The following is a 21,551-nucleotide window of genomic DNA, read 5'->3' on the forward strand; positions in this document are numbered from 1 at the left end:
ACAAAAACCGATTATACCAATTTAAATGAGCGGCCGCGCTTTTGGCAGGGCCGGAAACTGGATGTGGCTTCATGGGAAAATTCAAACACCGGCCTTTCTGGTGGGATGATGCAGACCTTGAAGAGCAGCGGCTTGCGCAAAACCCGGACGGCCTGCCGGAAAAAACCGAAGTTCTGGTCGTCGGAGCCGGGTACAGCGGCCTGTCAGCCGCCATGACGCTTGCGCGTGGCGGCCGGCAGGTCGTGGTCATCGATGCGGAAATGCCGGGTTACGGTTGCTCGGCAAGAAACGGAGGCCTGATCGGCCCTTCGTTTCACAAACTCGGCCTTGCCGGATTGACGGCAGCCTATGGCGAGCAAAAGGCCAACGCGATCCTTCGCGAATCCATGGACAGTTTGGTTTTCCTCAAGGACCTCATCGAAAGGGAAGGCATCGACTGCGGTCTCAGGCCCGAGGGCCGGTTTCGCGGCGCCATGCGGCCCAAGGCCTATGATGCCCTGCTGCGTGAAGCGGAAAGCCTGCATAAATCCGTCGGATTGCGGTTCACGCCGGTGCCGAAATCCGAACAGCATCGGGAAATCGGCAGCGATTACTATCATGGCGGCGTTGTTTTCCCAGATGACGGGCATCTGCAACCGGCCAAACTTGCCATTGGCCTGTGCAACCGGGCACGGGAAGCCGGCGCCGGGGTCTTCGCTCCCGCGCGCCTGACCGGTCTTCAACGGGACGGCGACGGATTTGCAGCCCGCATCGGCGACCGGCAGCTACGCGCAAGACAGGTGCTGATCGCAACAAACGGTTACACCGGACCGGAACTCGGGTTTTTCCGCCGGCGGTTGGTGCCTCTTCGCTCCGCTATCATCGCAACGAACGAGCTTGACCCCGATGTAATCACGGACCTGTCACCAAGGGGGCGCGGCTTTGGTGATTCATCCCGGCTGGTGATTTACTACCGCCCCTCGCCCGATGGAAAGCGCCTGATCTTCGGCGGTCGCGCCTTTGATCTCGCGGACAGGCCCGACAATTATGTCGCGGATCTGACACGCCTGATGACGCGGATATTCCCGCAGCTTTCGGGCGTAAACATCACCCATGCCTGGTCCGGAACAGTGGCCTACACATTCGATCACGCGCCCCATGTCGGCGAGCACGATGGCATCCACTACGCCATGGGATATTGCGGCTCGGGCGTTGGCCGCGCCAACTATTTCGGCAACAAGGTCGCATTGAAAATGCTCGGATCAAAGGACGGTAAGACTGCACTGGACGGACTGGATTTCAGATCGCACCCGCTTTACACGGGAACGCCTTGGTTCATACCTGTTGTTTTACGCTGGCATTCACTTGCAGACCGGCTGGGTATCTAGAATATAACCCAGTAAAACCTTGGCTCGAAAGAAGGATAGAGACAGCAACTCACTTCCCTTTTGGCACCTTATGGGCCAGATTGTTCGAGAGGATTCAATCGGGTGGGTCAAATGAGGTTAATTGCAAGTCTATGCGTTGTGTTTACAGTAACGTTGATGGCTGGTGCGGCGGCTGCGCAAGAAACGCAGGCCAGCAAGCCGAATGTGACGGTGGCAACGGTAAAGAGCCAGGAAACCGGAAACCGGGGCCGCTATGTCGGCCGGATACAGGCGGTCAGCACCGTCAACCTTGAAGCCCGCGTTGAGGGCGTCCTTGAAAAACGTAATTTTCAGGAAGGCGGCCTCGTCAAGAAAGGCGATCTGCTCTTCGTGATCGAAAAAGGCCTGTACCAAGCCAGTGTCGCCAGTTCCAAGGCGCAGCTCGAGGGCGCTCAGGCGACCTTGAAGAACTCCAAGGTCGAACTCGGAAGACAGAAAATCCTCCTTGAAAAGGGGGACGTCGCGCAATCGGACTATGACAGCGCCGAGGCCACGGTCGGCTCGAACGAGGCAAGCGTCGGCGAAGCCCAGGCTAGCCTCGATACGGCAAATATCAATCTCGGCTACACCGACATCTACGCGCCGATTGACGGCAGGATCAGCAAAACCAGCGTCGATGTCGGCAATCTGGTGAACACCAACACCGGAACGCTGGCCACCATAACCAGTGTCGATCCGATCTATGTCAGCTTCTACATGGGTGAAAAGGACCTCATCGAGGACCGGGAAAAAGGGTTGATCGGCAACGACAGCGCCGCTCTGAACATCAAGCTGACAATGGCCGACGGCAGTCCTTATACCTCAACCGGATCGATCAGCTACGTGGGAACGACCGTCGAGCAGGCCAGCGATACGATCGAAGTGCGCGCCACTTTCGACAATCCGAAAAACATCCTCATCCCCGGACAGTTCGTCAACGTGTTCGTAGAGGACGCGCAACCGAAGTCGACACTCGTCGTGCCGCAGTCGGCAGTCCAGCTCGATAGCAAGGGCCATTTTGTCTATCTGGTCGATTCAGCCGACAAGATCGAGCGCCGCGACGTCAAGCTCGGCAAGCAGGCGGGTACTGTCTGGGAGGTCTCCTCTGGGCTTGAAGAGGGTGAAAAGGTCGTCGTTCAGGGGCTTCAGAAAATTCACCCCGGCGTTGTCGTCAATCCGGTCGAAACCAAGGGATAGGCGGGCTCATCAGTCATGTTATCCAAGTTCTTTATCGACCGGCCGAAATTCGCACTGGTCATCTCGCTGATCACATCCCTCGTTGGCGTCATTGCGATTTACCTCATCCCGATTGCCGAATATCCGGACGTCACGCCGCCGCAGATCGTCGTGACCGCCAACTATCCGGGCGCCGATGCAGGGCTGATAGAAAAGACCGTCGCCATACCGATCGAGGATCAGGTCAACGGCGTCGACAACATGCTTTACATGTCTTCGACGAGTTCCAACAGCGGCAACTACCAACTGACGATCACGTTCGAGATAGGAACCGATCCCGATATTGCCGCAGTCAACGTGCAAAACCGGGTGTCGCTCGCCCAGCCACAGCTACCGAGCGCGGTCACCAAGCAGGGTGTCTCCACCAAGAAGCAATCCGCAAACATGCTGCTGGTCGTCAATCTGGTTTCGCCGGATGAATCCCGGGACGCCATCTATCTGAGCAACTACGCATCCATCCATATGCAGGACGCGCTTTCACGACTGCCCGGCGTCGGCAGTGTTTCTCAATTCGGACCGCTCGACTACAGTATGCGCGTCTGGATGCGCCCCGACCAGATGACGGCGCTTGGCCTCACTGCCTCCGATATTTCAAATGCCATCCAGGCGCAGAACGTCCAGGCCACGGCAGGCCAAGTCGGCGGACCGCCCTTTGCCGGCGAGACCAATTTTCAGTTCTCGCTCAAGGCCGAGGGCCTCCTCAGCACTGTGAAGGAATTCGGCAACATCATCGTTTCCGGCGATTCGGCAGGCCAGCTCGTGCGCTTGAGCGATGTCGCGCGGGTTGAACTGGGTTCACGGTCCTATTCGGCTTACGCAGCCCTCAACAACAAGCCCTCAACTGCTATCGCCATCTATCAGTCGCCCGGCGCAAACGCATTGGAAGTCGCCACCAGCGTCTACGCCCGACTGGAACAGATGAAAGCGGATTTTCCTGAAGGCGTCGAATATCAGCTGCTGTATGATGTCACCAAGGCTGTACGGGCCGCCATCGAGGAGATCATTGTCACTCTGGCGATAACGGCGTCGCTCGTTGTTGCCGTGGTCTTTCTGTTTCTTTTGAGCTGGCGGGCTGTGCTCATTCCCGCCATCGCCATTCCGGTTTCGCTTCTAGGCACGATGGCAATCCTCTTTCTGATCGGCTTCAGCGCCAACCTGATCACTCTTTTCGGTATCATTCTGGCTATTACGCTTGTGGTGGACGATTCGATCGTCATCATCGAGAACACCGAACGGATCATGGAGGAAGAAGGCCTTCCGCCGCGTGAGGCAACTCTTAAGGCGATGGATCAGGTCACCAGCCCGATCATCGCCACGACCTTCGTGTTGCTCGCAGTGTTCGTGCCGGTCTGTTTTTTCCCCGGAATCACCGGCCGCATCTATCTGCAATTCGCCCTGACTATCACCCTTGCCTTCAGCCTGTCGGCTGTCAACGCCCTGACCCTCGCGCCGGTGCTCTGTGCCACCATGCTGCGTCCGAAAACCGGAAGGTCCTCAGGCATCCTGCACTTCATCCCCCTCGCGGTGGACAAGATACGCGACGGCTATGTGTGGCTGGTGCGCATCATGGTGCGCCATGTGGCGATTTCCCTGCTCATTTTTGCTGCGGCACTGGCCGGAACGGTATTCCTGTTGCGCGAAACGCCAACGGGCTTCATCCCGCTTGAAGACAAGGGCGTGCTGTTCGTGAACGCGCAACTGCCCGACGGTGCGTCGCTGCAAAGATCGGGTGAGGTCGCAAAAACCATGACGAGCCTGATGCACGAAGTCGACGGTGTATCCGACGTGATCTCGGTCGCGGGCTTTAGCCTCATCTCGGGCCAGGCCTCCAACTACGTCACGCTGATCGCCATCCTTGCCCCATGGGACGAACGCGAAACCAGCCAGACGCAGTGGTATAATATCCTTGGAGCGCTCGGCAAAAAGCTGGCGACCGTCCAGGATGCAACGGCGTTCGTCTTTCCTTTGCCGCCGATTGACGGCTTGGGGATCTCCGGCGGGATCTCAGCTCAGATTCAGGACAATCTGAATGCCCCCGTCGAAGAACTCGGCTCGGTTACCAATGCCGTACTTTCCGCCGCAACTGCGGATCCGACCTTTCTCCGGGTCTTCAGCGCGCTCTCGACTGGAACGCCGCAATATATGGTTACGCTCGACCGAGACAAAGCGGAGGCGCTGGGCGTAAATGTCAGCGACATCTTCACAGCCCTGCAGGCCAATCTCGGCTCCATGTTCGTCAACAATTTCCTTCTCGAGGGCAAGATTTACTGGGTGATCCTGGCAGCCGAGGCCTCTTATCGCCAATCACTGGACGATATAGGCAATATCTATGTGCGGGGCTCATCCGGTGACATGATACCCCTCAGTACGCTGGTCGATACGGATCCGGTCGTCGGGCCCGAGGCCGTCACGCGCTACAATCTTGTCAGATCAGCCGCTGTGCAGGGACTGACCAATACCGGCTACAGCACCGGCCAGGGTATCCAGGCTTTTGAGGACATTGCCGCGAAAACCCTGCCGAAGGGCTACAGTATAGAATGGACAGGCATGTCCCAGCAGGAAATCGAGGCCGGCTCGTTTGTCATTTACATCTTTCTTCTCGCCTTCGCTTTTGCCTATCTGTGCCTCGTTGCCCAGTATGAAAGCTGGTCGCTGCCGATCTCAGTCATGTGCTCAACCGTATTCGCGGTCTTCGGTGCTTTGCTGCCGCTTTATTTCATCGGTCTTTTGGACAACAACATCTATGCGCAGATCGGCATCGTGCTGCTCATCGGCCTTGCCGCCAAAAAGGCCATCATGCTGGTCGAGTTTTCCAGGAACAGGCGAGACGCGGGCGACAGCATCGTCGATGCCGCGATAAGCGCCGCGCACACACGGTTCAGGCCCGTCACCATGACCGGTCTGTGCTTCATCATCGGCGTTCTGCCGCTGGTCTTCGCCAGTGGGGCGGGATCGTCCAGCCGGGTATCAATCGGTCTGCCCGTTTTTGCCGGAATGATCATCGACAGCACCATCGGACTCTTGATGATCCCGGTTCTCTACGTCGCCATCCAGCGGCTGAGGGAACGACGCAGAGGCGCATCTTCAGAAAAGACCGGCGATGAAACCGCCGCATGATGGAGCGGATCCATGCGCCGCTTTGTCAAATCCAATAGCCTCGAGCTGCAATTCTGGGGCTACGAGATCGGCAATATCGTTGCGGCGATAGCCGGTTCGGGCGGCTTCGCCGGTTTTGTCGGGGAAAGCAATGCGGTTCTGGCCAATCGTGACCTGGGCACGATCGGCAAAGTATTGGAGCTGTCGGATCTGCACCCCGACGCCTTTATAACAATCGCACTTGGCCTCGTCGTCATCGTCGTTCCCGTGATCAGGGCAATTGCGCAGCGCCGAAACAGTCCTTTTATCCTGAACGTCATCGATATCTGTGCCATCGCCCTGTCATTCGCGATCCTGGCTTTTACGCTGTCAGCCGACACAAGCTGGCTGACCGACGCTGCGGCCGCTTTTGTCGTCGGCTCCTCCCTGTTGCGCATCAGCCGCAACAACCCGTTTTTGATGAAACCGGGCGGGCTTGCCCTCACCTGGGGCGGCATGGCGCTCGGCGCATTCGGAGCAATCGAGCTGGCGCAGGATGTCGCCCTTGGGGATGCGGCCGGGCTGCTTTACAGCGGTATCGGCCTTGGCACCGGTGCCTGCGTTGCCGCCGCCGGCCTGTTGACCTGGCAGGGCGGTATTTTCGAAACCGCGGCCTATCTGCAGCGCAGCCCGCAGGGAACCGGACCGAAAAGCTGGCTGGACGTTTTCATCGACCCTGCCACCGGCGTCCTTGCAAGGGCCTTTTCCGCCTGGCTCGATCCCGTCGTAAGCTTGGCTTGCGTCAGGGTTATCACACCGGCACTGTTCTGGATTCCATCGACCGTCAAGCAAAGCAAACCCTTCGCAACCAGCATGTGGGCCCGGCTTCCGTGGCGATTTGCAGCCGGCGCGCTGGCATTTGCCGCAGGCACGCCGCAGGGTCTTGCATTCGGCCTAGCAAATATCTGCTGGGCTGTGGGCGATATTGCCATTGGTTCGCTCGACTGGGAGGATCAGGCTGCCCCGAGCGATTAATTGGGTATCTACGCGGCTTCGGGCGGCCAGGGAAACGGACATTTCGAGACAGGCTGTGGTCCGTCCCGCCCCGCCGGGAAGATAATATTGCTATACAAGTCGATGCAGGAGGAAATCCGGTTCACCAGCAACGCAGTAAATTGTCGATACGCGCCTCAACCAACAATCCTGGGCGAACGTTGTGGTTTGCCAGCCGCGTTTCCCCCTGCAGGGAGAAGGGAGCCTGTTAGCGCTCTCCCTTCTCCATTGATGTTCTTTGCCCCCCGAGCAAACGTAATTCAAACGATCTGAAACTCGATGTTACCCCTGCCTGATCGCCGCGGGATTGAAAACCTTTGGCATCAACGAGGCCATCCCGGAAGTCGTGTCCTGTTACAACTGTTATGCCTCTGAATGTTTGATGCATGAGTGTATTTCCGGCGGAACAGGGTTAATCCTCAAAATAGTCTCAAAAATTTCCAAGTCTGCGTCGGGCGAATTTAGCCTATTCGGCCTTCACCCCGCGAGGCCGATGCGTCGCCGTTCGTACCAATTTTGTCTCATTGCGTCTCTTTTTGTGGCCCAATCAGCGAATATGAATTTTATTCAGATTGCTGATAAATAGGGACTTCAGCCGTGGAGAACCCGTAAAACGCAAGCATCCGGCGCTCACGCAATCTGAGCGTTCTTGAAAGACTCCTCCAGCTTCTTCCAGATGATGTCGACAGGCCCGTCCCTGACCGGGGTAGCAGTAGCCGCCGAACGCATGGCTTTACGGTAATCCTTCGGTGACACCTCGTATTCTGCCGTAAATGCTCTTGTGAAGGCCTGACGCCCGGAAAACCCGACACTGTCGGCCAGGTTGGCGATATTGGTATCCGCCGCTTTTCTCAACACTTCAGCGGCCTTTCTTAAACGGATCTGCCGCACTAGCTCCATGGGTGTGTCGAATGGTTGGCTGACCCGATAGAGTTTAGTGCGGGACACACCGATCGCCTTTGCGATAGATTCCGGCGTGCAATCACGCTTGTGACAGTTCTGCTTGATGTGATTGACGACAGCCTGAAGAACGGACATTTGTCCGATCTCGCTGCTTTCCAGATCCTTGATCCGTTGCAGCTTTATTGCATCGATTGCAATGGCCGTTAGGATACCGGACAGACTGGCCGCTTCACTCGCATTGGCATGTTTGAACTGCTCGAAGGCGCTGCGCAAAGTGGTTTTGAAGACCCTGGTCACGGGGCTGTCGGCCATAAGATCGCCGTGCAGATGATCGATTGACGGCATATGATCCAATAGGAGCGCCCTGTCTATATATAGGGTAAATCCGGTAAGACCCCGACTATCGACGACATATTGCCGCGTTAAATCATGATAACGAATGTTCCCGGGGCGGGTGGGGCATTCACCTCCCTGGAAAAAGCAGCCTGTGTCACGACCCTTTATGCGATAATGAATGCAGATGAACTCCTGATCTACGCGGGCCATACTTTGGTACGTGCGTTTCAGGATGAAGGGCATCTCGAACTCATATTTGTTCAACATGATTCCGGATGATTGGTGATGTGATATCTTCAGGTGGAACGGTGCATCGGATGGTCCGGCGCGTTCCATGACGATGCCGGTCAGGTCAAACAGGCCGTCCCGGCAAAAAGCGAACTGATCCTTTTTCGGTATGACAGACGTATCGATTTTCAGCGATGTGGCAGGATTCAATTCCGGCATTGCTTCACCGTGACGTTTCTAACCGGGAATAGACCGGCTGAAATAACCAGATGTTTGTTGTGCAATCATTCAACATCCTCATGGACGTCAACCCGCGATACAATCGGCAGAAAAGCATTTTCTCTCATAGTTGGAAGTGATCCATATCAGATTGTCACAATAGGTATTGTTCATACTCCAGGTTCGCATTTCAACACGGTAGTTTATTGTTGCAGCGAATGATTCGCATAGGCAAGCGTGTGAAACGCGTATTCAATTAACAAATAAAACCGGATGATCTGCGCTGCGAAACCGGCCGTGCTTTCCTGGTACGGCGGCGGCAGTGGCGCCGCATGATAACCGTCGCATCCACCGCGGCTTCCATGCGCAACAATGCGGCCGCAAGTGCAACCAAACCCGTCTATGCGCAATCATCCAAGTGCACTCCATACACCGGGCACTATTTTGTTCTGTAAACGGTAACCTACAGCAGGGAATCAATATCCAGGGCCAAATGCCTGGAAATCGATTATCCAATGCGCCGCAACAGGTGGCCACAATCGACCAATCTTTAGGTATACCACCATAAAGAGGCATCCCATCAGTAATGCGGACAGCATAGTCCCGAAACCTCTTCCCCAATGCGCAATTGAAAAGAACCAAGCAGAAATCAACACGATTTGCAGGGTGGAATAACCAGCTTCTCGTAACCAGCTCGATGCCATTTTTCTGAAAACAAGTTCCTCACTGAATGCAACCATAAAAGGTCCTGCGGTTAAATCCAGCAAGTAGAGCTTGTCATTATCAATGTGACTAAATGCGTATAATTTTCCAAGATGAGTGAATCCGGAAATCAGTGCTTCTACAAGATCATTGATCGTTGCTCCGAGCACAGCCAGCAGGACCGTCGCAGGAATCAGCCATCCAAAATGAAGTGACGTTTCCGGTGCTTCCAAGGCTATTTTTCGACTGACTGGCTAGGTGAAACAGACAACAAGGACCAGCACGCGGACCAGGTAATCAATCAGGTAAACAGCGTATGTCTCGCTAACGGCAATGAACAGCAAATCGTTGAGGATAAACGGCGTTACCAGACAGAGGAACGCCAGTTTTCGTTTCGACAATTGCACAATTTATAGGACTCGTTTCAACAAGGTTCACAGAACGGACGACTGCCGTTTGGCGTAATGCTTCTTCCCGGCACATTTAGCACGCTCACGATTTCTGCATCCTTGTAAGATGAAGAACAGCAGCGATCATGGAGGCAGTGTGAAAGTGTACTGCCTTCAACGCATAAAAACATAACTACCCGGCGCATCTGAAAGCCCTTCTTGCGGCGCGCCCATCGGCGGCGGGGAAATGGGAGCGCTTGAACGGCCCTTCAACCAGTTTGCAAGTTCAGGCCACCAGGAGCCCTGCTTCGTTTCAGTGCAATCGAGCCATGTCTCCGGATCGACATAATATGCGTCATGATCTTTGCTGGAGATACGGTAGCGGCGGTGCGGATGGCCAGGTTCCGAAACGATGCCGGCATTGTGACCTCCGGTGGTCAGCACGAATGTGACCTGCGTATCGGTCAGCAGGTGAAGCTTGTAGACCGAGCGCCAGGGCGCGACATGGTCTTTTTCCGTGCCAACCGCTAATATCGGCGCTCTTATGTCGGAGATCGTCACGGGTTTTCCGCCAACCTGGTAACGCCCTTCGGCGAGATCGTTGTCGAGAAAAAGCTGACGCAGGTATTCAGAGTGCATCCGGTAAGGCATGCGTGTGGTGTCAGCGTTCCAAGCCATAAGATCGCTCATCTCGCGGCGTTCTCCCATGAGATAGTTGCGCACGCCGCGCGACCATATGAGGTCATTGGAACGCAGGAGCTGGAAGGCACCGGCCATCTGGCTGGTGTCAAGGAAGCCTTGCTCCCACATCAAATCCTCCAGAAAACTGACCTGGCTTTCATTGACGAACAGCATGAGTTCTCCGGCCTCGGTGAAATCGGTTTGAGCGGCAAACAGTGACAGTGTTGCAAGCCGCTCGTCACCGTCACGCGCCATAGCCGCCGCAGCGATCGACAAAAGCGTTCCACCGAGGCAATAACCGAGCGCGTGGACTTTCTGGCATTCAGTCACCTTGCACACGACGTCAATGGCGTCCATCACGCCGAGCGTGCGGTAATCATCCATTCCGAGATCACGGTCGTCCGGTTCTGGATTCTTCCACGAAATGATAAAGACGGTAAAACCCTGCGCGGTCAGATAGCGAACAAGCGAGTTTTCGGGCGACAGATCAAGAATGTAGTATTTCATGATCCATGCTGGCACGATCAGTATGGGTTCCGGACGGACCTCGTCGGTTGTCGGTTCGTATTGGATGAGTTCAATCAGCCGATTGCGGTAGACGACCTTGCCCGGCGTGGCGGCGAGGTCTTTGCCCAGTTCAAACGCGTCGACACCCGCGGGCTTCTTGCCACTTGCGGCGCGCTCCCAATCGTCAGCAAAATACTGCCAGCCACGCATGAGGTTCATGCCGCCTTCCTCCCATGTTCGGCGCAAGACCTCCGGGTTGGTCATGATGAAGTTGGAAGGCGAATATATGTCGAGTATCTGTCGCATTGTGAAGGAGACGACATTTTCGTGCTGTTGCGTGACACCGCGCACGCTGGTCGTTGCGTTGTGCCACCATTGCTGATTAAGCAGAAAGGATTGGTGCATAAGGTTAAAGGGCCATTTCTGCCAGGCCGGATGGCGAAAACGACGATCCTCGGACAGCGGCTCTATGCATGGTTCAACATCGTCTGGACGAAACATGCACCGGCCAGCATAGCCGGCAAGTCTCAGCCATTTGCGGAAAGCTTTTTCGCCAAGCCGCATCTGCTTTCCCGGCAGCGTTGAAAGATGCACAGACCAGTCAAGAAACGCGCCGGCGAGCGCCGCCGGCGAAACCGACCCAGTAAACCGGGCTGTCGTTGCACGCAACGACCGGTCAAGCACCTCCTGCAGGGCAGTCGACGCAAACGAGTCGCGCTCTAATACATGCGGTGTGATTGCCAGTTGATGGGATTGCGGTGGAAAGCCACTTGTCTGATCTTGTATGCGCTGCGCGCATTGAACATTTCCAGCCAAAAGCGCTTCCCCAGCGCCAGTGACGCCCTTGGCAGGCTTTCGCTTGCTGCCGGAAGGCGCTGGGTGGGTAGAGGCCATCAATTCTGTTCCCGTTCGATCCTGTTGGGTGCGGGGTGGTTTCGCATTGGGCCACATTCGGAACGAATAACTGCTGCAAAACCACGACCTCAGTATTCCTGCAAACAGTGATGCGAGGGTTTTGCGCCGCAATATTATCGGAGTTGCAACACTAGCCTCATGCCTGCAGGATTGCTCGCTGCCGTCAGAGCGTTTGGTCCATCCGGACCGCCGGTCGGCAGCAGATCGGTCCCATCGTCATTGTGATCGCGCTAATTCGACTTCTTGGAGGATCCCTTGGGAGCAGAATCCGCTTCCTCCTCATGTGTCAAAACGCCTTGCTCCAGGCCTATTTCGCCCATTGTGTCGATAACGCGCTTGGCCTGCTCGCTGTAGTCGTTGAACATCTTGAGGAAGAAACCAGAATAAACCTCGGCCAAATCCTCGGGTGCCTTGGATTGCGCGATCTTCGCGGGCACTTCCATTTCCTCCTTCCATCGTTCAGCACAAAAGCTCATCGTTTCGGCATTCAGCTTTCCAAGTTTTTGGAGGAATGCGCTGTAGGACTGCGCAAGGTCCTCCACATTATGCGCGTTCGCTTTCATGATCCCGTCGAGGTTTGAACCAAAAAAGTTCGTGGACTGTGTTTGTTGCACCATGATCTTATTCGCCCTGTCTGTTTGCATAAGTCGGGCCTATTTGGCCGGTGTGAACACTAACAATCAAAAGCGGCCACTGTTTGATCTGCGTCAATCACTTGAGGTCTGACGGTTTCAGGTTTGTGCGTGAGATTTTGACTTGTCATTTTTGATCCCACTCAATTTGCTCACGCAAACATCAGATATGTATGCGCTTCTGCAAGTTTTGTTCAAAAGGAACGACAGATGCTCAGCGATGCACAATTAAAGAAGATTGTAATCGAGGAACTGCAATGGGATCCCAAGGTGGACCATGCCCATATCGGAGTCACTGCCTACGATGGATCGATTACGCTGTCCGGACATGTCCAGAGCTATGCGTCCAAATGGGCTGCCACTGATGCAGCAAAACGAGTGAAAGGCGTAAAGGCTGTCGGTGACGAAATTGAAGTCAACCTGCCAACAGAGAGGCGACATGATGACAGCGACATTGCTGAACATATCGCTCACGTTCTGAGATGGAATTTGCCCGTAGCCGGCAAAGACGTTAAAGCCTCGGTGAGCAGTGGACATGTGACGCTATCCGGCGAGGTTGATTGGCAATATGAACGCGATCAGATCGAGGAGCACATCCGCAACATCCGTGCAGTCAGGAGCATGTCCAATCACATCAAGCTTAAGACGGTGGCCATACTCCACAATGTGAAAAAGGAAATCGAAGACGCGTTTCGCCGCAGTGCGGATCTGGAAACCAAGAATATTCAGGTCACCGTCGTGGGTGATTGCGTCACGCTGGAAGGTGAGGTCAAAGCCCACTACGAGCGGGAGCTTGCTGAAAAAGCAGCATGGGCTGCTCCAGGTGTCCGGCAGGTTGTTGATCAAATTCGCATCGCCTAGTGGGATGTCCGCTTTGCCATTCAAATGAACCTGCGACCTCTTCCCTGTTGTTTGTTTGCATTTCCCACTCAGCGGTTTTTGCGATGCGTTCTGCCTGAAGATATCGGCTGCAGGAGGATTGCATGGATAATCAGTTCTGGATGCCCCTCTTTGCAGCTCTTGTGGCTGCATCTGTAACCACAACCGGTATTGCCGTCATCAGCAGGTTCCAGCAGTGGGGCCAAAATCGCACCGCCTACTTCGCTAGCTTTGCCGCCGGTATCCTTTTTTCGGTGTCTTTTTGCATATTGCTCCGACAGCATTTGCAGAAAACCCAACGCCCCCGTCTATTTGTTGATCGGATATCTGCTGATGCATCTGATCAACCGTTTCCTGTCCGCATGCGTTTGTGACAAACCGGAGACAGCCGGTTACGCAATCGGTCTTGTGCCTCTTCTTGGCATTGGGTTTCATTCATTTATCGATGGCGTGATTTACTCCGTAACCTTCTAGGTGAGTGTTGTTACCGGAATATAGGCAGCGATCGGCATGGTCCTGCACGAATTCCCCGAAGGCATCGTCACATTTATGCTGCTGATACGTGGCGGATTTTCAAAAAGAAATGCATGGATTCTTTCCCTGGCGGCAGCTGCGATAACGCCGCCGCTGGGGACACTGGCTTCCTATCCGGTTGTCAATCGGATTGATGCGAATTCGTTGGCTGCCGTGCTAGCACTTTCGGCCGGCGCACTGATCTATGTGGGCGCAACACATCCGTTGCCCTTCGCAGAAAAGGAACACAGGCGATTTAGCCTGATTGCGCTAACCGCGCTGTGGGGACTGTCTCAAGTGGACACTAAAACGTATTACATTGACGACAATCAAATCATTCAACGAAAATATTTGATAGGAAAAGCGCAGGTCTGGAAGAACCAAGGGAATTTTGAAAACACAACAAAACGGCTCAGGTTGGTCATAAGATAAATCGCCTTACGCCCGGCTTCTATAGTTTGGTGCCATTCTTGGCTGCGGCAGTCTTCAGGTGATACCAGTCGCATTCTTCGTCTCGGTGTGTCTTACATTTGCAAGTCAAGGATAGGATCAAACGCTGACATGAAAAAACTGTATGACCGCGCTCTGGCAGCGCCCGAGAGAGTGTTTTCGACGCCGGAAGAATTGGTTCATTCGACAAAACTCACAGTCGATCAGAAAATCGAGGTGCTGCGCCGCTGGGAGTATCAGGCGTCTGAGGATGCGGTTGCTCTTGAGGAAGGCATGCCCGGTGAGGAAACCGGCCTGTTAAGGCGCATTCTGATTGCGCTCGGCGAATTGGCCGGTCCGCTCAACCTTGATTGTACCGGGCCATCGAAACAACACGGTGTTCCGCATGCGGCGATACGTAAACAAAGCGGCAATCGCAATGGCTAGTCAAACATGGCGCAACGCCGACATGGCAATGCCAACCCGGGCGTCGAAGTTTTATTGAAACCAGCGTTAGCCGTGCACGCCTGCTTCATCAACCGCAGCAACCAGACAAAAAGCAGCAGGGCTGCAATTAAGGCGTGAGAACGGTTTGGACCAGGAGCCAAAGCTACCATGACCGTACGCAATCTCGACTTGATGTTCTCTCCAAAATCCGTGGCTGTGTTTGGAGCCAGTGACAAGATTGGATCCGTCGGCAAGACCATCACGGATAATTTGATCAACGGTGCTTTCCCGGGGCCTGTCTGGCCGGTCAACCCGCGTCACAGACAACTCGCCGGACACGAGTGCTTCAAGGATGCTGGAGAACTTCCCGAGGCGCCAGACCTGGCGGTGATAGCAACACCGCCGAAATTCGTGCCAGGCATTGTTGCGGATTTGGGAGATCGGGGCACCAGAGCGGTCGTTGTGATTACAGCAGGATTGCGCGGGAATGATTTGACGCAACAAATGCTCGACGCCGCGCAGCCCCATTGCCTGCGCGTAATCGGCCCAAACTGTTTTGGGATCATGGTGCCCGGTGTCGGCTTGAACGCCAGCTTCGCCCACGCGATGCCGCTTAAGGGCGATCTCGCCTTTATCTCACAGTCCGGTGCGGTCGTCAGCGCGGTTCTTGATTGGGCCAACGGTCAGGGAATCGGGTTCTCTCACCTGGTTTCGATGGGAAATATGGCCGATGTCGATTTGGGCGATATGCTGGACTACCTGGCCGACGATACCGGAACACGCGCGGTATTGATGTATCTCGAGCAGATAACGGATGCGCGCAAATTCATGTCGGCCGCTCGCGCCGCGGCCCGCATCAAGCCGGTTGTGGTCATAAAATCCGGCAGACATGAAGAAGCGGCCAAAGCCGCACACTCGCATACGGGCGCCCTGGCCGGATCGGATGCCGTTTACAACGCGGCTTTCCATCGGGCCGGAATCCTTCGGGTTGTTGACCTCGAAGACATGTTTGATGCGGCGGAGGCGCTAAGCCGCATGAAACCTCCCCCAGGAGACCGCCTGGCCATCGTGACAAACGGTGGTGGCGCGGGCGTTCTGGCGGTTGACCGCCTTGTCGATTTCGGCGGCACACTTGCAACACTTGCGGACGAGACAATTGGTAAACTCAACCGGGTGCTTCCCGCAACGTGGTCGGGCGGCAATCCCGTTGACATCATTGGCGACGCCAGTCCAGATCGCTATGAAACGGCAACAGAGATTGTGCTGAGTGACCCCGGTGTGGACGGTGTTCTGGTAATGAACTGCCCCACGGCGCTTGCGTCCAGCGTCGAAGCGGCAAGGGCCACGCTGGGAGCGATAGCAAAGTACAAAAAGGCCAAGGGTCGTCCAAAGTCCGTTTTGGCTGCTTGGCTGGGCGACAGCGCATCAACTGAAGCCCGAACACTTCTGTCGACAAGCGGGCTTCCGACTTATGAAACACCGGCGGATGCGGTACGGGGATTTACCTATCTGACCCGTCATGCAAGAGACCAACGGGCATTGATGCAGGTTCCTGAGAGTGTGCCTAAAGCACTCAAGACTGATCGCACCTCCGCTGCCGCAATCATCAATCGAGTATTGAAACAAGATCGTGAATTGCTTACCGAACCGGAAGCAAAGAGCATTTTGGCATCCTATGGCATTGTGACGGTTGAGACTGCCATTGCCAGGACTCCGACTGAAGTGGAAACGGAAGCCGGCAGGCTTATTGACAGTGGCCAAAGCGAACTTGCGATCAAAATCCTGTCGAAGCAAATTACCCACAAATCAGATGTCGGCGGCGTTGTCTTGGGGCTTCCAAGTGCGCAAGCTGCGTATGCGGCTGCTGAAGAAATGCAAAGCCGTATCCATAAGACGATGCCGCAAGTTCATATTGAGGGATTCACGGTCCAGCCAATGGTCCGCCGCCCCGGTGCTCATGAATTGATCATCGGCGTCAACGATGATCCGACCTTTGGTCCGGTGATATTGTTTGGAGCGGGCGGTACGGCCGTTGAGGTCATCAAAGACACGGCCATTGCATTGCCGCCGCTGGACTTGAAGCTGGCGCATGATCTGATGGATGAAACAAGAGTTTACAAACTGTTGCAGGGCTATCGTGATCGACCACCGGCAGACCTAAATGAGATCGCGCTTACATTGATGCGTGTTTCCCAGTTGATAGCCGATCTACCGCAAATCACGGAACTTGACATCAACCCGCTCCTGGCTGACGAGAACGGCGTTATCGCTCTGGATGCTCGCATTGCCGTCAAGAAATGCGCGGTGGAACCGGGCACACACAACCCGCGTTTTGCCATACGGCCCTATCCGGCTCAGTGGCAAAAAGTCGAAGAGATGCGCGATGGTGGTCGTATCCTTATGCGCCCGATCAAGCCAAATGACGCAAGATACTATGACTTGTTCATGGAAAAGATGCAGTTGAGTGATATTCGGCTGCGCCTTTTCAACAGCCGGCGCAGCTTGTCACCTGAATTCATCGCGCGCTTGACCCAGATAGACTATGCCCGTGCCATGGCGTTCGTCGCCATTGATGAAGCAAAGGACGAAATGTTGGGTGTGTCACGCCTGGCCTGCGACCCCGACCATGTTCGCGCTGAGTTTGCCGTCATCACACGCAGCGACATGAAGGGACGCGGCATCGGCTGGGCGCTGATGCAAAGACTCATTCAATTTGCCGAAGCTGAAGATATACATGAACTGTGGGGACAGGTCCTAAGCGAAAATGCAACAATGCTAGATATGTGTCACGAACTCGGCTTCACCGTGAGGGCGGATCCTGATGACAGACTTCTTCGGCTCGTTTCACTTCGACTTGAGTAGTTCGGCTACCAGTCTGTTTTCTCGAACATGCTGTCTTTAACCAAAAGTAACGTCGAGAAACATCATGAGCACCAGTCCGATGGTCAGACCGAAAGTTGCTGCCTTCTGGTGACCATGCCGGTGCGTTTCAGGAATAATCTCATGGCTGATCACATAGATCATCGCGCCTGCGGCGAATGTGAGTCCCCATGGCGGGAGAACCTGTGAGAGTCTAACGGCAGCCGCTCCAATCATTCCGGCAACTGGCTCAACCAGACCCGTCAGACACGCTGCAACAAAGGCGTATGATCTCGAATAACTTTCTGATTGAAGTGCAAGGGCTACTGCAAGGCCCTCCGGCGCATTTTGAAGGCCAATCCCTACAGCCAGTGTCGTGCCGGCTATGATATCGCCACCGCCAAAGCCAATTCCAACTGCCAGGCCCTCGGGAATGTTGTGTATCGTGATGGCAATAACAAACAACCAAATCCTTTTGAGAGAAACGGATATTGGACCCTCACGACCTGAAATGAAGTGTTCGTGGGGTATATATTCATCGAGCAGGAAGATCGCGGCGACCCCTAGGAGCACCCCCGCAACGGCGATAAGTGCAGGTAGGGGACCTTCACCATAAAGACTGGTTGAAGCCTCGATACTTAAAATGATGCTGACAGCATGACGCCTGCCGCAAATCCCAACAGGGCATCGTTGAGCCGTTGTGACACCTTCCTGCCTGCCAAAACAGGAATTGCGCCAACAGCGGTCATCATGCCCGTTGCTAGACTGCCCAAAGTGCCGGGTATAACAAGGTTCATAAAAACCCTTTCTGCGGCAACAGGAGAGTGTATCGCTGTTCAAGGGCAATAACCTGCAAACCACCCCTATAGTGAACCCGGTCTTGTTTTGAATGGCTGGTCGTCACGCAGCATCCTGGGTCAACAGTTCTGCAGCCTGCCTATCGGCATCGCACAATGATTTAGGTCCGTACTGTCCCCGCGGTCTGGCGAAGCGTCAGACTTCGCGTTCGATTTCGACAATATAGCGCTTGGCATCTGCCTCCGTTGCGAAGACGCGGCCGGCTGCAAAGCAATGGCCATCTTGGGTCTTGGTGATTTCGACACCGCGATAAATCATCATTTCAAAGGAACCGCCATTGGGACCGGCCGACTTTTCATAATGCAGCTGCAGTTCGTCTGCGTGATCAGGAACCCCGTGAATATGCACGTCCTTGCCGCTGTGACGCGAAAGGGTGTTCTGGGGCGTGACCAAATTTGTTGTCAACAATACCGACGTTGCCGTGCCGATGATGCATTGAAAGCGTTGGGGCGCCTTTTTCGCTAAACGCAAGCATTCTACCGGACTGCACACCAATTCGTTGCACAATTGACGCGCATCAATCCAATCGATCGACAAAAACATATATTGGAGACAGCAGGATGCTGGCGCAGCCAAAGATATTTAATCACGAAAGCACCAGTCATTCCGGCTCAGGCACTTTCATATCATAGCATGGGAGGAAGCCGATGATTTTTAACCGCAGGCACTTCATGGCAATCGCTGGCGCCGGATTGGCAGCCGCGCAATCGGCCGGCCGACCCGTGCAGGCACAACCTGTCAGGACTTCGGCCAATATCGTGATCCTCGGAGCGGGGGCTGCGGGAACAGCGTTGGCCAACCGGTTGTCGGAGCGGCTCGAAGGCGCCCGCATCACGCTCGTTGATGCAAGACGGCAACATCTTTATCAACCCGGACTTTCGTTGGTTGCCGCGGGACTGAAACCCGCCGCATATGTCGTCTCGTCAACCCGGCAATGGCTGCCTGCAACGGCAAACTGGATCGAGGAATCGGCAACCGAAATCGATCCGGAGGCCAGAACCGTCACGACTGATGGCGGGACCAGGCTTGAATACGACTATCTCGTCATTGCCACCGGTTTGGTGCTGGACCACGACGCGATCGAGGGATTTTCGCTTGATCTGGTGGGAACGCAAGGCATCGGCGCACTCTATGCAGGTTCAGAATATGCACAAAAGACCTGGCAGGCAGCGCGACAATACAGCGAAACAGGCGGCGTCGGTCTCTTCACGCGGCCGTCAACCGAAATGAAATGTGCCGGCGCGCCGCTGAAGCATACCTTTCTGATTGACGATATCGCGCGCCGGTCGGGCAATGCCGGCAAGACCGACATCCGCTACATGTCAAACAACGACAGCCTGTTCGGTGTTCCAATCGTGTCTGAGAAAATCCGGATGCTGTTTCAGAACAGGGGAATTGCCGCCGAGTATTCGCATGTCCTGAAGGCGATCGATGCGGGTAAAAAGCGTGCCGTTTTTACGACCCCGGATGGTGAGCGTGAACTCGACTACGACTATATTCACGTGATCCCGCCGCAGCGTGCGCCCGACGTCATACGCCAGTCCGGATTGAGCTGGGCGGACAAGTGGACCGACCAGGGCTGGGTCGAAACCGACAATGCAACCATGCGCCACAGGCGATTTCCAGAGATCTTCGCGCTCGGCGACGTTGCAGGCGTGCCCAAGGGAAAAACCGCTGCCAGCGTGAAATGGCAGGTGCCCGTGGTCGAGGATCACCTGGTCGCCGCGCTTCAGGGGCGCGAGGGCACCGAGACATACAACGGTTACACATCCTGTCCGCTCATCACCCGGGTCGGCCGGGCGATGCTGATCGAGTTCGACTACGACAACAATCTGGTGCCGTCCTTCCCGGGCATAATAGCGCCGCTGGAGGAACTTTGGATCAGCTGGCTGATGAAGGAAATTGCCCTCAAGGCGACCTACAATGCGATGCTGCGCGGGCGAGCATAGGAAGGCTGAAGAATGAAGGAGCTGAGCTTTACGACCATCATCGCCGTGCTTGAGGAAGTGTTCGGGCGAGGCCTTTTTTTGACAATGGTGTCGATAGCCGCCATCGTGACCCTGGCTTACCTCTATGTGCTGATCCGAGACCGGGCGGTGAGCTGGCGAAAGTTTCTGCTTGCCCAGTTGTCTATGCCAGTCGGCGCTGTGCTTGCTATCGTATTTGTACAAATGATGACCGATTCCGGATTTGGCGATATCGGCGGTCCCATCGATCTGCTGGCTCTTTTCGCCATTGCTCTGGTCGGCGCGATCGGCATGGCCATTCTGGTCTACACCATACAGTCATTGCTTTGGCCACCCAGGGATTCGAGCGCGGGTGAATACCGGCAGCCAGGCAAGTTGGGCGAGTAGCTAAATGGCAGCCATCTACACCTCCACCTTGCGCGTTTTGGTGTGACCGAAGCCCTTGGAATAATACAGCAACGAGACAACGTCCGGTTCTATCTTGAAATATGCAATCCCGGGCCTCGGATTCTCAGAGTTGTGCTGCACTGATCAACTGCCCGGAGACGAACAACATTAACCCAGTACACCTTGCGAGCCTACTCACCGATTATTCCGATATTTTCTGATGCATGATTGGCCGGCGCATGGTGTTTTTCCCCGGTGAAAGCAGGTCCCCAAACACCAGTGTCACGTTTGTTTCTGGTTCTACCGCCAAGCGACAATTTGCAGTTAGACTGCATTGATACACATCTATTTGATGTATTTTGGGCCTTGGTATCCATCATCATAATTGCAAGTCGATAGGTGAAAGGTTTCGAAAATGCCAGATAACGAAACAATGAAATATCTCCGGAAAGCATTGCATAGGAATTCCAAGAGGCTGATTTCGTGTTGCCCCATGATCATTGGTGGGTGACCAATCGATCGGAAACGGAGTATTCAACTTTGGAAAGCTCACAATTAATCCTGTTTGGATTGATTGGCAGCCTTACAGCTGGAGCTATGACCGCTGTAGGGGCCATACCAATGCCACTTAAAAATCTTCATATTCAGCCTCGACACAGGCCATCAGGCCCGAACTCAGATCACCGAACAAATGAGCGCCCAATTTCAGTAAGGCGACAACTGCTTGCTGTGGATAGGTTTAGCTGAATATTGGTTTTGCAGTAGCGGCAAGGGGCGACAAACAGCTCAAAAATATTAGGCCCGCCAAAATGGCGGGCCTATTAATTCAATATATTCAATATGAGCGACCTGAGACATGGGTGACGTTTTGTACCGGAGACATGGGTAACACTTTTGGTTTTTGCCGGAGGTGTTGATGCCGTGGAGAAGGACATGTGTCATGGAGGAACG

General features: G+C 54.8%; 17 protein-coding genes. 11 read left to right on the plus strand and 6 right to left on the minus strand.

From position 1 onward, the window contains the following. Positions 1 to 71: 71 nt before the first annotated feature. From ABVT35_RS26605 to ABVT35_RS26620, 4 genes are all read left to right on the plus strand, one after another. Positions 72 to 1,367 (plus strand): NAD(P)/FAD-dependent oxidoreductase, encoded by a 1,296-nt coding sequence (locus ABVT35_RS26605; RefSeq protein WP_368470659.1) that lies wholly within the window; start codon positions 72 to 74, stop codon positions 1,365 to 1,367. 156 nt (positions 1,368 to 1,523) lie between these two features. Next, positions 1,524 to 2,582, plus strand: a complete 1,059-nt coding sequence (locus tag ABVT35_RS26610) for an efflux RND transporter periplasmic adaptor subunit (protein WP_368470660.1) — start codon at positions 1,524 to 1,526, stop codon at positions 2,580 to 2,582. 15 nt (positions 2,583 to 2,597) lie between these two features. Then, positions 2,598 to 5,738 (plus strand): efflux RND transporter permease subunit, encoded by a 3,141-nt coding sequence (locus tag ABVT35_RS26615; protein ID WP_368470661.1) that lies wholly within the window; start codon positions 2,598 to 2,600, stop codon positions 5,736 to 5,738. A 12-nt stretch (positions 5,739 to 5,750) separates the two neighbouring features. After that, on the plus strand, positions 5,751 to 6,731 hold the full coding sequence (locus tag ABVT35_RS26620) for a hypothetical protein (protein ID WP_368470662.1): 981 nt from the start codon (positions 5,751 to 5,753) through the stop codon (positions 6,729 to 6,731). A gap of 648 nt (positions 6,732 to 7,379) precedes the next feature. On the opposite strand, the gene ABVT35_RS26625 is transcribed toward ABVT35_RS26620, so the two are convergent. The 4 genes from ABVT35_RS26625 to ABVT35_RS26640 form a co-directional block, all read right to left on the minus strand. After that, a complete protein-coding gene (locus tag ABVT35_RS26625) occupies positions 7,380 to 8,324 on the minus strand; it encodes a helix-turn-helix transcriptional regulator (RefSeq protein WP_368470663.1) in 945 nt (314 codons plus the stop codon). 587 nt (positions 8,325 to 8,911) lie between these two features. Further along, positions 8,912 to 9,370, minus strand: coding sequence for a CPBP family intramembrane glutamic endopeptidase (locus tag ABVT35_RS26630; RefSeq protein ID WP_368470664.1), 459 nt, complete (start codon positions 9,368 to 9,370; stop codon positions 8,912 to 8,914). Between the two features lie 330 nt (positions 9,371 to 9,700). Beyond that, positions 9,701 to 11,608: a PHA/PHB synthase family protein gene (locus ABVT35_RS26635; RefSeq protein WP_368470665.1), complete on the minus strand. Its 1,908-nt coding sequence runs from the start codon at positions 11,606 to 11,608 to the stop codon at positions 9,701 to 9,703. Between the two features lie 251 nt (positions 11,609 to 11,859). Further along, positions 11,860 to 12,246: a phasin family protein gene (locus tag ABVT35_RS26640; RefSeq protein ID WP_368470666.1), complete on the minus strand. Its 387-nt coding sequence runs from the start codon at positions 12,244 to 12,246 to the stop codon at positions 11,860 to 11,862. 225 nt (positions 12,247 to 12,471) lie between these two features. Between ABVT35_RS26640 and ABVT35_RS26645 the strand changes: the two genes are divergently transcribed. From ABVT35_RS26645 to ABVT35_RS26665, 5 genes are all read left to right on the plus strand, one after another. Further along, positions 12,472 to 13,122 (plus strand): BON domain-containing protein, encoded by a 651-nt coding sequence (locus ABVT35_RS26645; RefSeq protein WP_368470667.1) that lies wholly within the window; start codon positions 12,472 to 12,474, stop codon positions 13,120 to 13,122. A gap of 122 nt (positions 13,123 to 13,244) precedes the next feature. After that, complete coding sequence (locus ABVT35_RS26650; RefSeq protein ID WP_368470668.1) at positions 13,245 to 13,514, plus strand: hypothetical protein; 270 nt, start codon at positions 13,245 to 13,247, stop codon at positions 13,512 to 13,514. 136 nt (positions 13,515 to 13,650) lie between these two features. Continuing rightward, a complete protein-coding gene (locus ABVT35_RS26655; protein WP_368470669.1) occupies positions 13,651 to 14,085 on the plus strand; it encodes a ZIP family metal transporter in 435 nt (144 codons plus the stop codon). A 129-nt stretch (positions 14,086 to 14,214) separates the two neighbouring features. Continuing rightward, a complete protein-coding gene (locus tag ABVT35_RS26660; protein WP_368470670.1) occupies positions 14,215 to 14,529 on the plus strand; it encodes a hypothetical protein in 315 nt (104 codons plus the stop codon). A gap of 192 nt (positions 14,530 to 14,721) precedes the next feature. Continuing rightward, entirely contained in the window at positions 14,722 to 17,391 is a 2,670-nt protein-coding gene (locus ABVT35_RS26665; protein WP_368470675.1) for a GNAT family N-acetyltransferase, read from the plus strand. Positions 17,392 to 17,427: 36 nt separating this feature from the next. Here ABVT35_RS26665 and ABVT35_RS26670 read toward each other — a convergent pair whose 3' ends face one another. Together ABVT35_RS26670 and ABVT35_RS26675 are read right to left on the minus strand one after the other, a co-directional pair. Next, positions 17,428 to 18,228 carry a ZIP family metal transporter gene (locus ABVT35_RS26670; RefSeq protein ID WP_368470671.1) on the minus strand — a complete coding sequence of 267 codons (801 nt, stop codon included), beginning with the start codon at positions 18,226 to 18,228 and terminating at the stop codon, positions 17,428 to 17,430. Between the two features lie 153 nt (positions 18,229 to 18,381). Further along, positions 18,382 to 18,789, minus strand: coding sequence for a hypothetical protein (locus ABVT35_RS26675; RefSeq protein ID WP_368470672.1), 408 nt, complete (start codon positions 18,787 to 18,789; stop codon positions 18,382 to 18,384). Positions 18,790 to 18,893: 104 nt separating this feature from the next. Between ABVT35_RS26675 and ABVT35_RS26680 the strand changes: the two genes are divergently transcribed. Both ABVT35_RS26680 and ABVT35_RS26685 read left to right on the plus strand, forming a co-directional pair. Further along, entirely contained in the window at positions 18,894 to 20,195 is a 1,302-nt protein-coding gene (locus ABVT35_RS26680) for an NAD(P)/FAD-dependent oxidoreductase (RefSeq protein WP_368470673.1), read from the plus strand. Positions 20,196 to 20,207: 12 nt separating this feature from the next. Then, positions 20,208 to 20,600, plus strand: coding sequence for a DUF5368 domain-containing protein (locus tag ABVT35_RS26685; RefSeq protein WP_368470674.1), 393 nt, complete (start codon positions 20,208 to 20,210; stop codon positions 20,598 to 20,600). The last annotated feature ends 951 nt before the right edge of the window (positions 20,601 to 21,551 follow it).

It is taken from the genome of Hoeflea sp. TYP-13 (assembly GCF_040932035.1).
Taxonomy (GTDB): Bacteria; Pseudomonadota; Alphaproteobacteria; order Rhizobiales; family Rhizobiaceae; genus Hoeflea_A.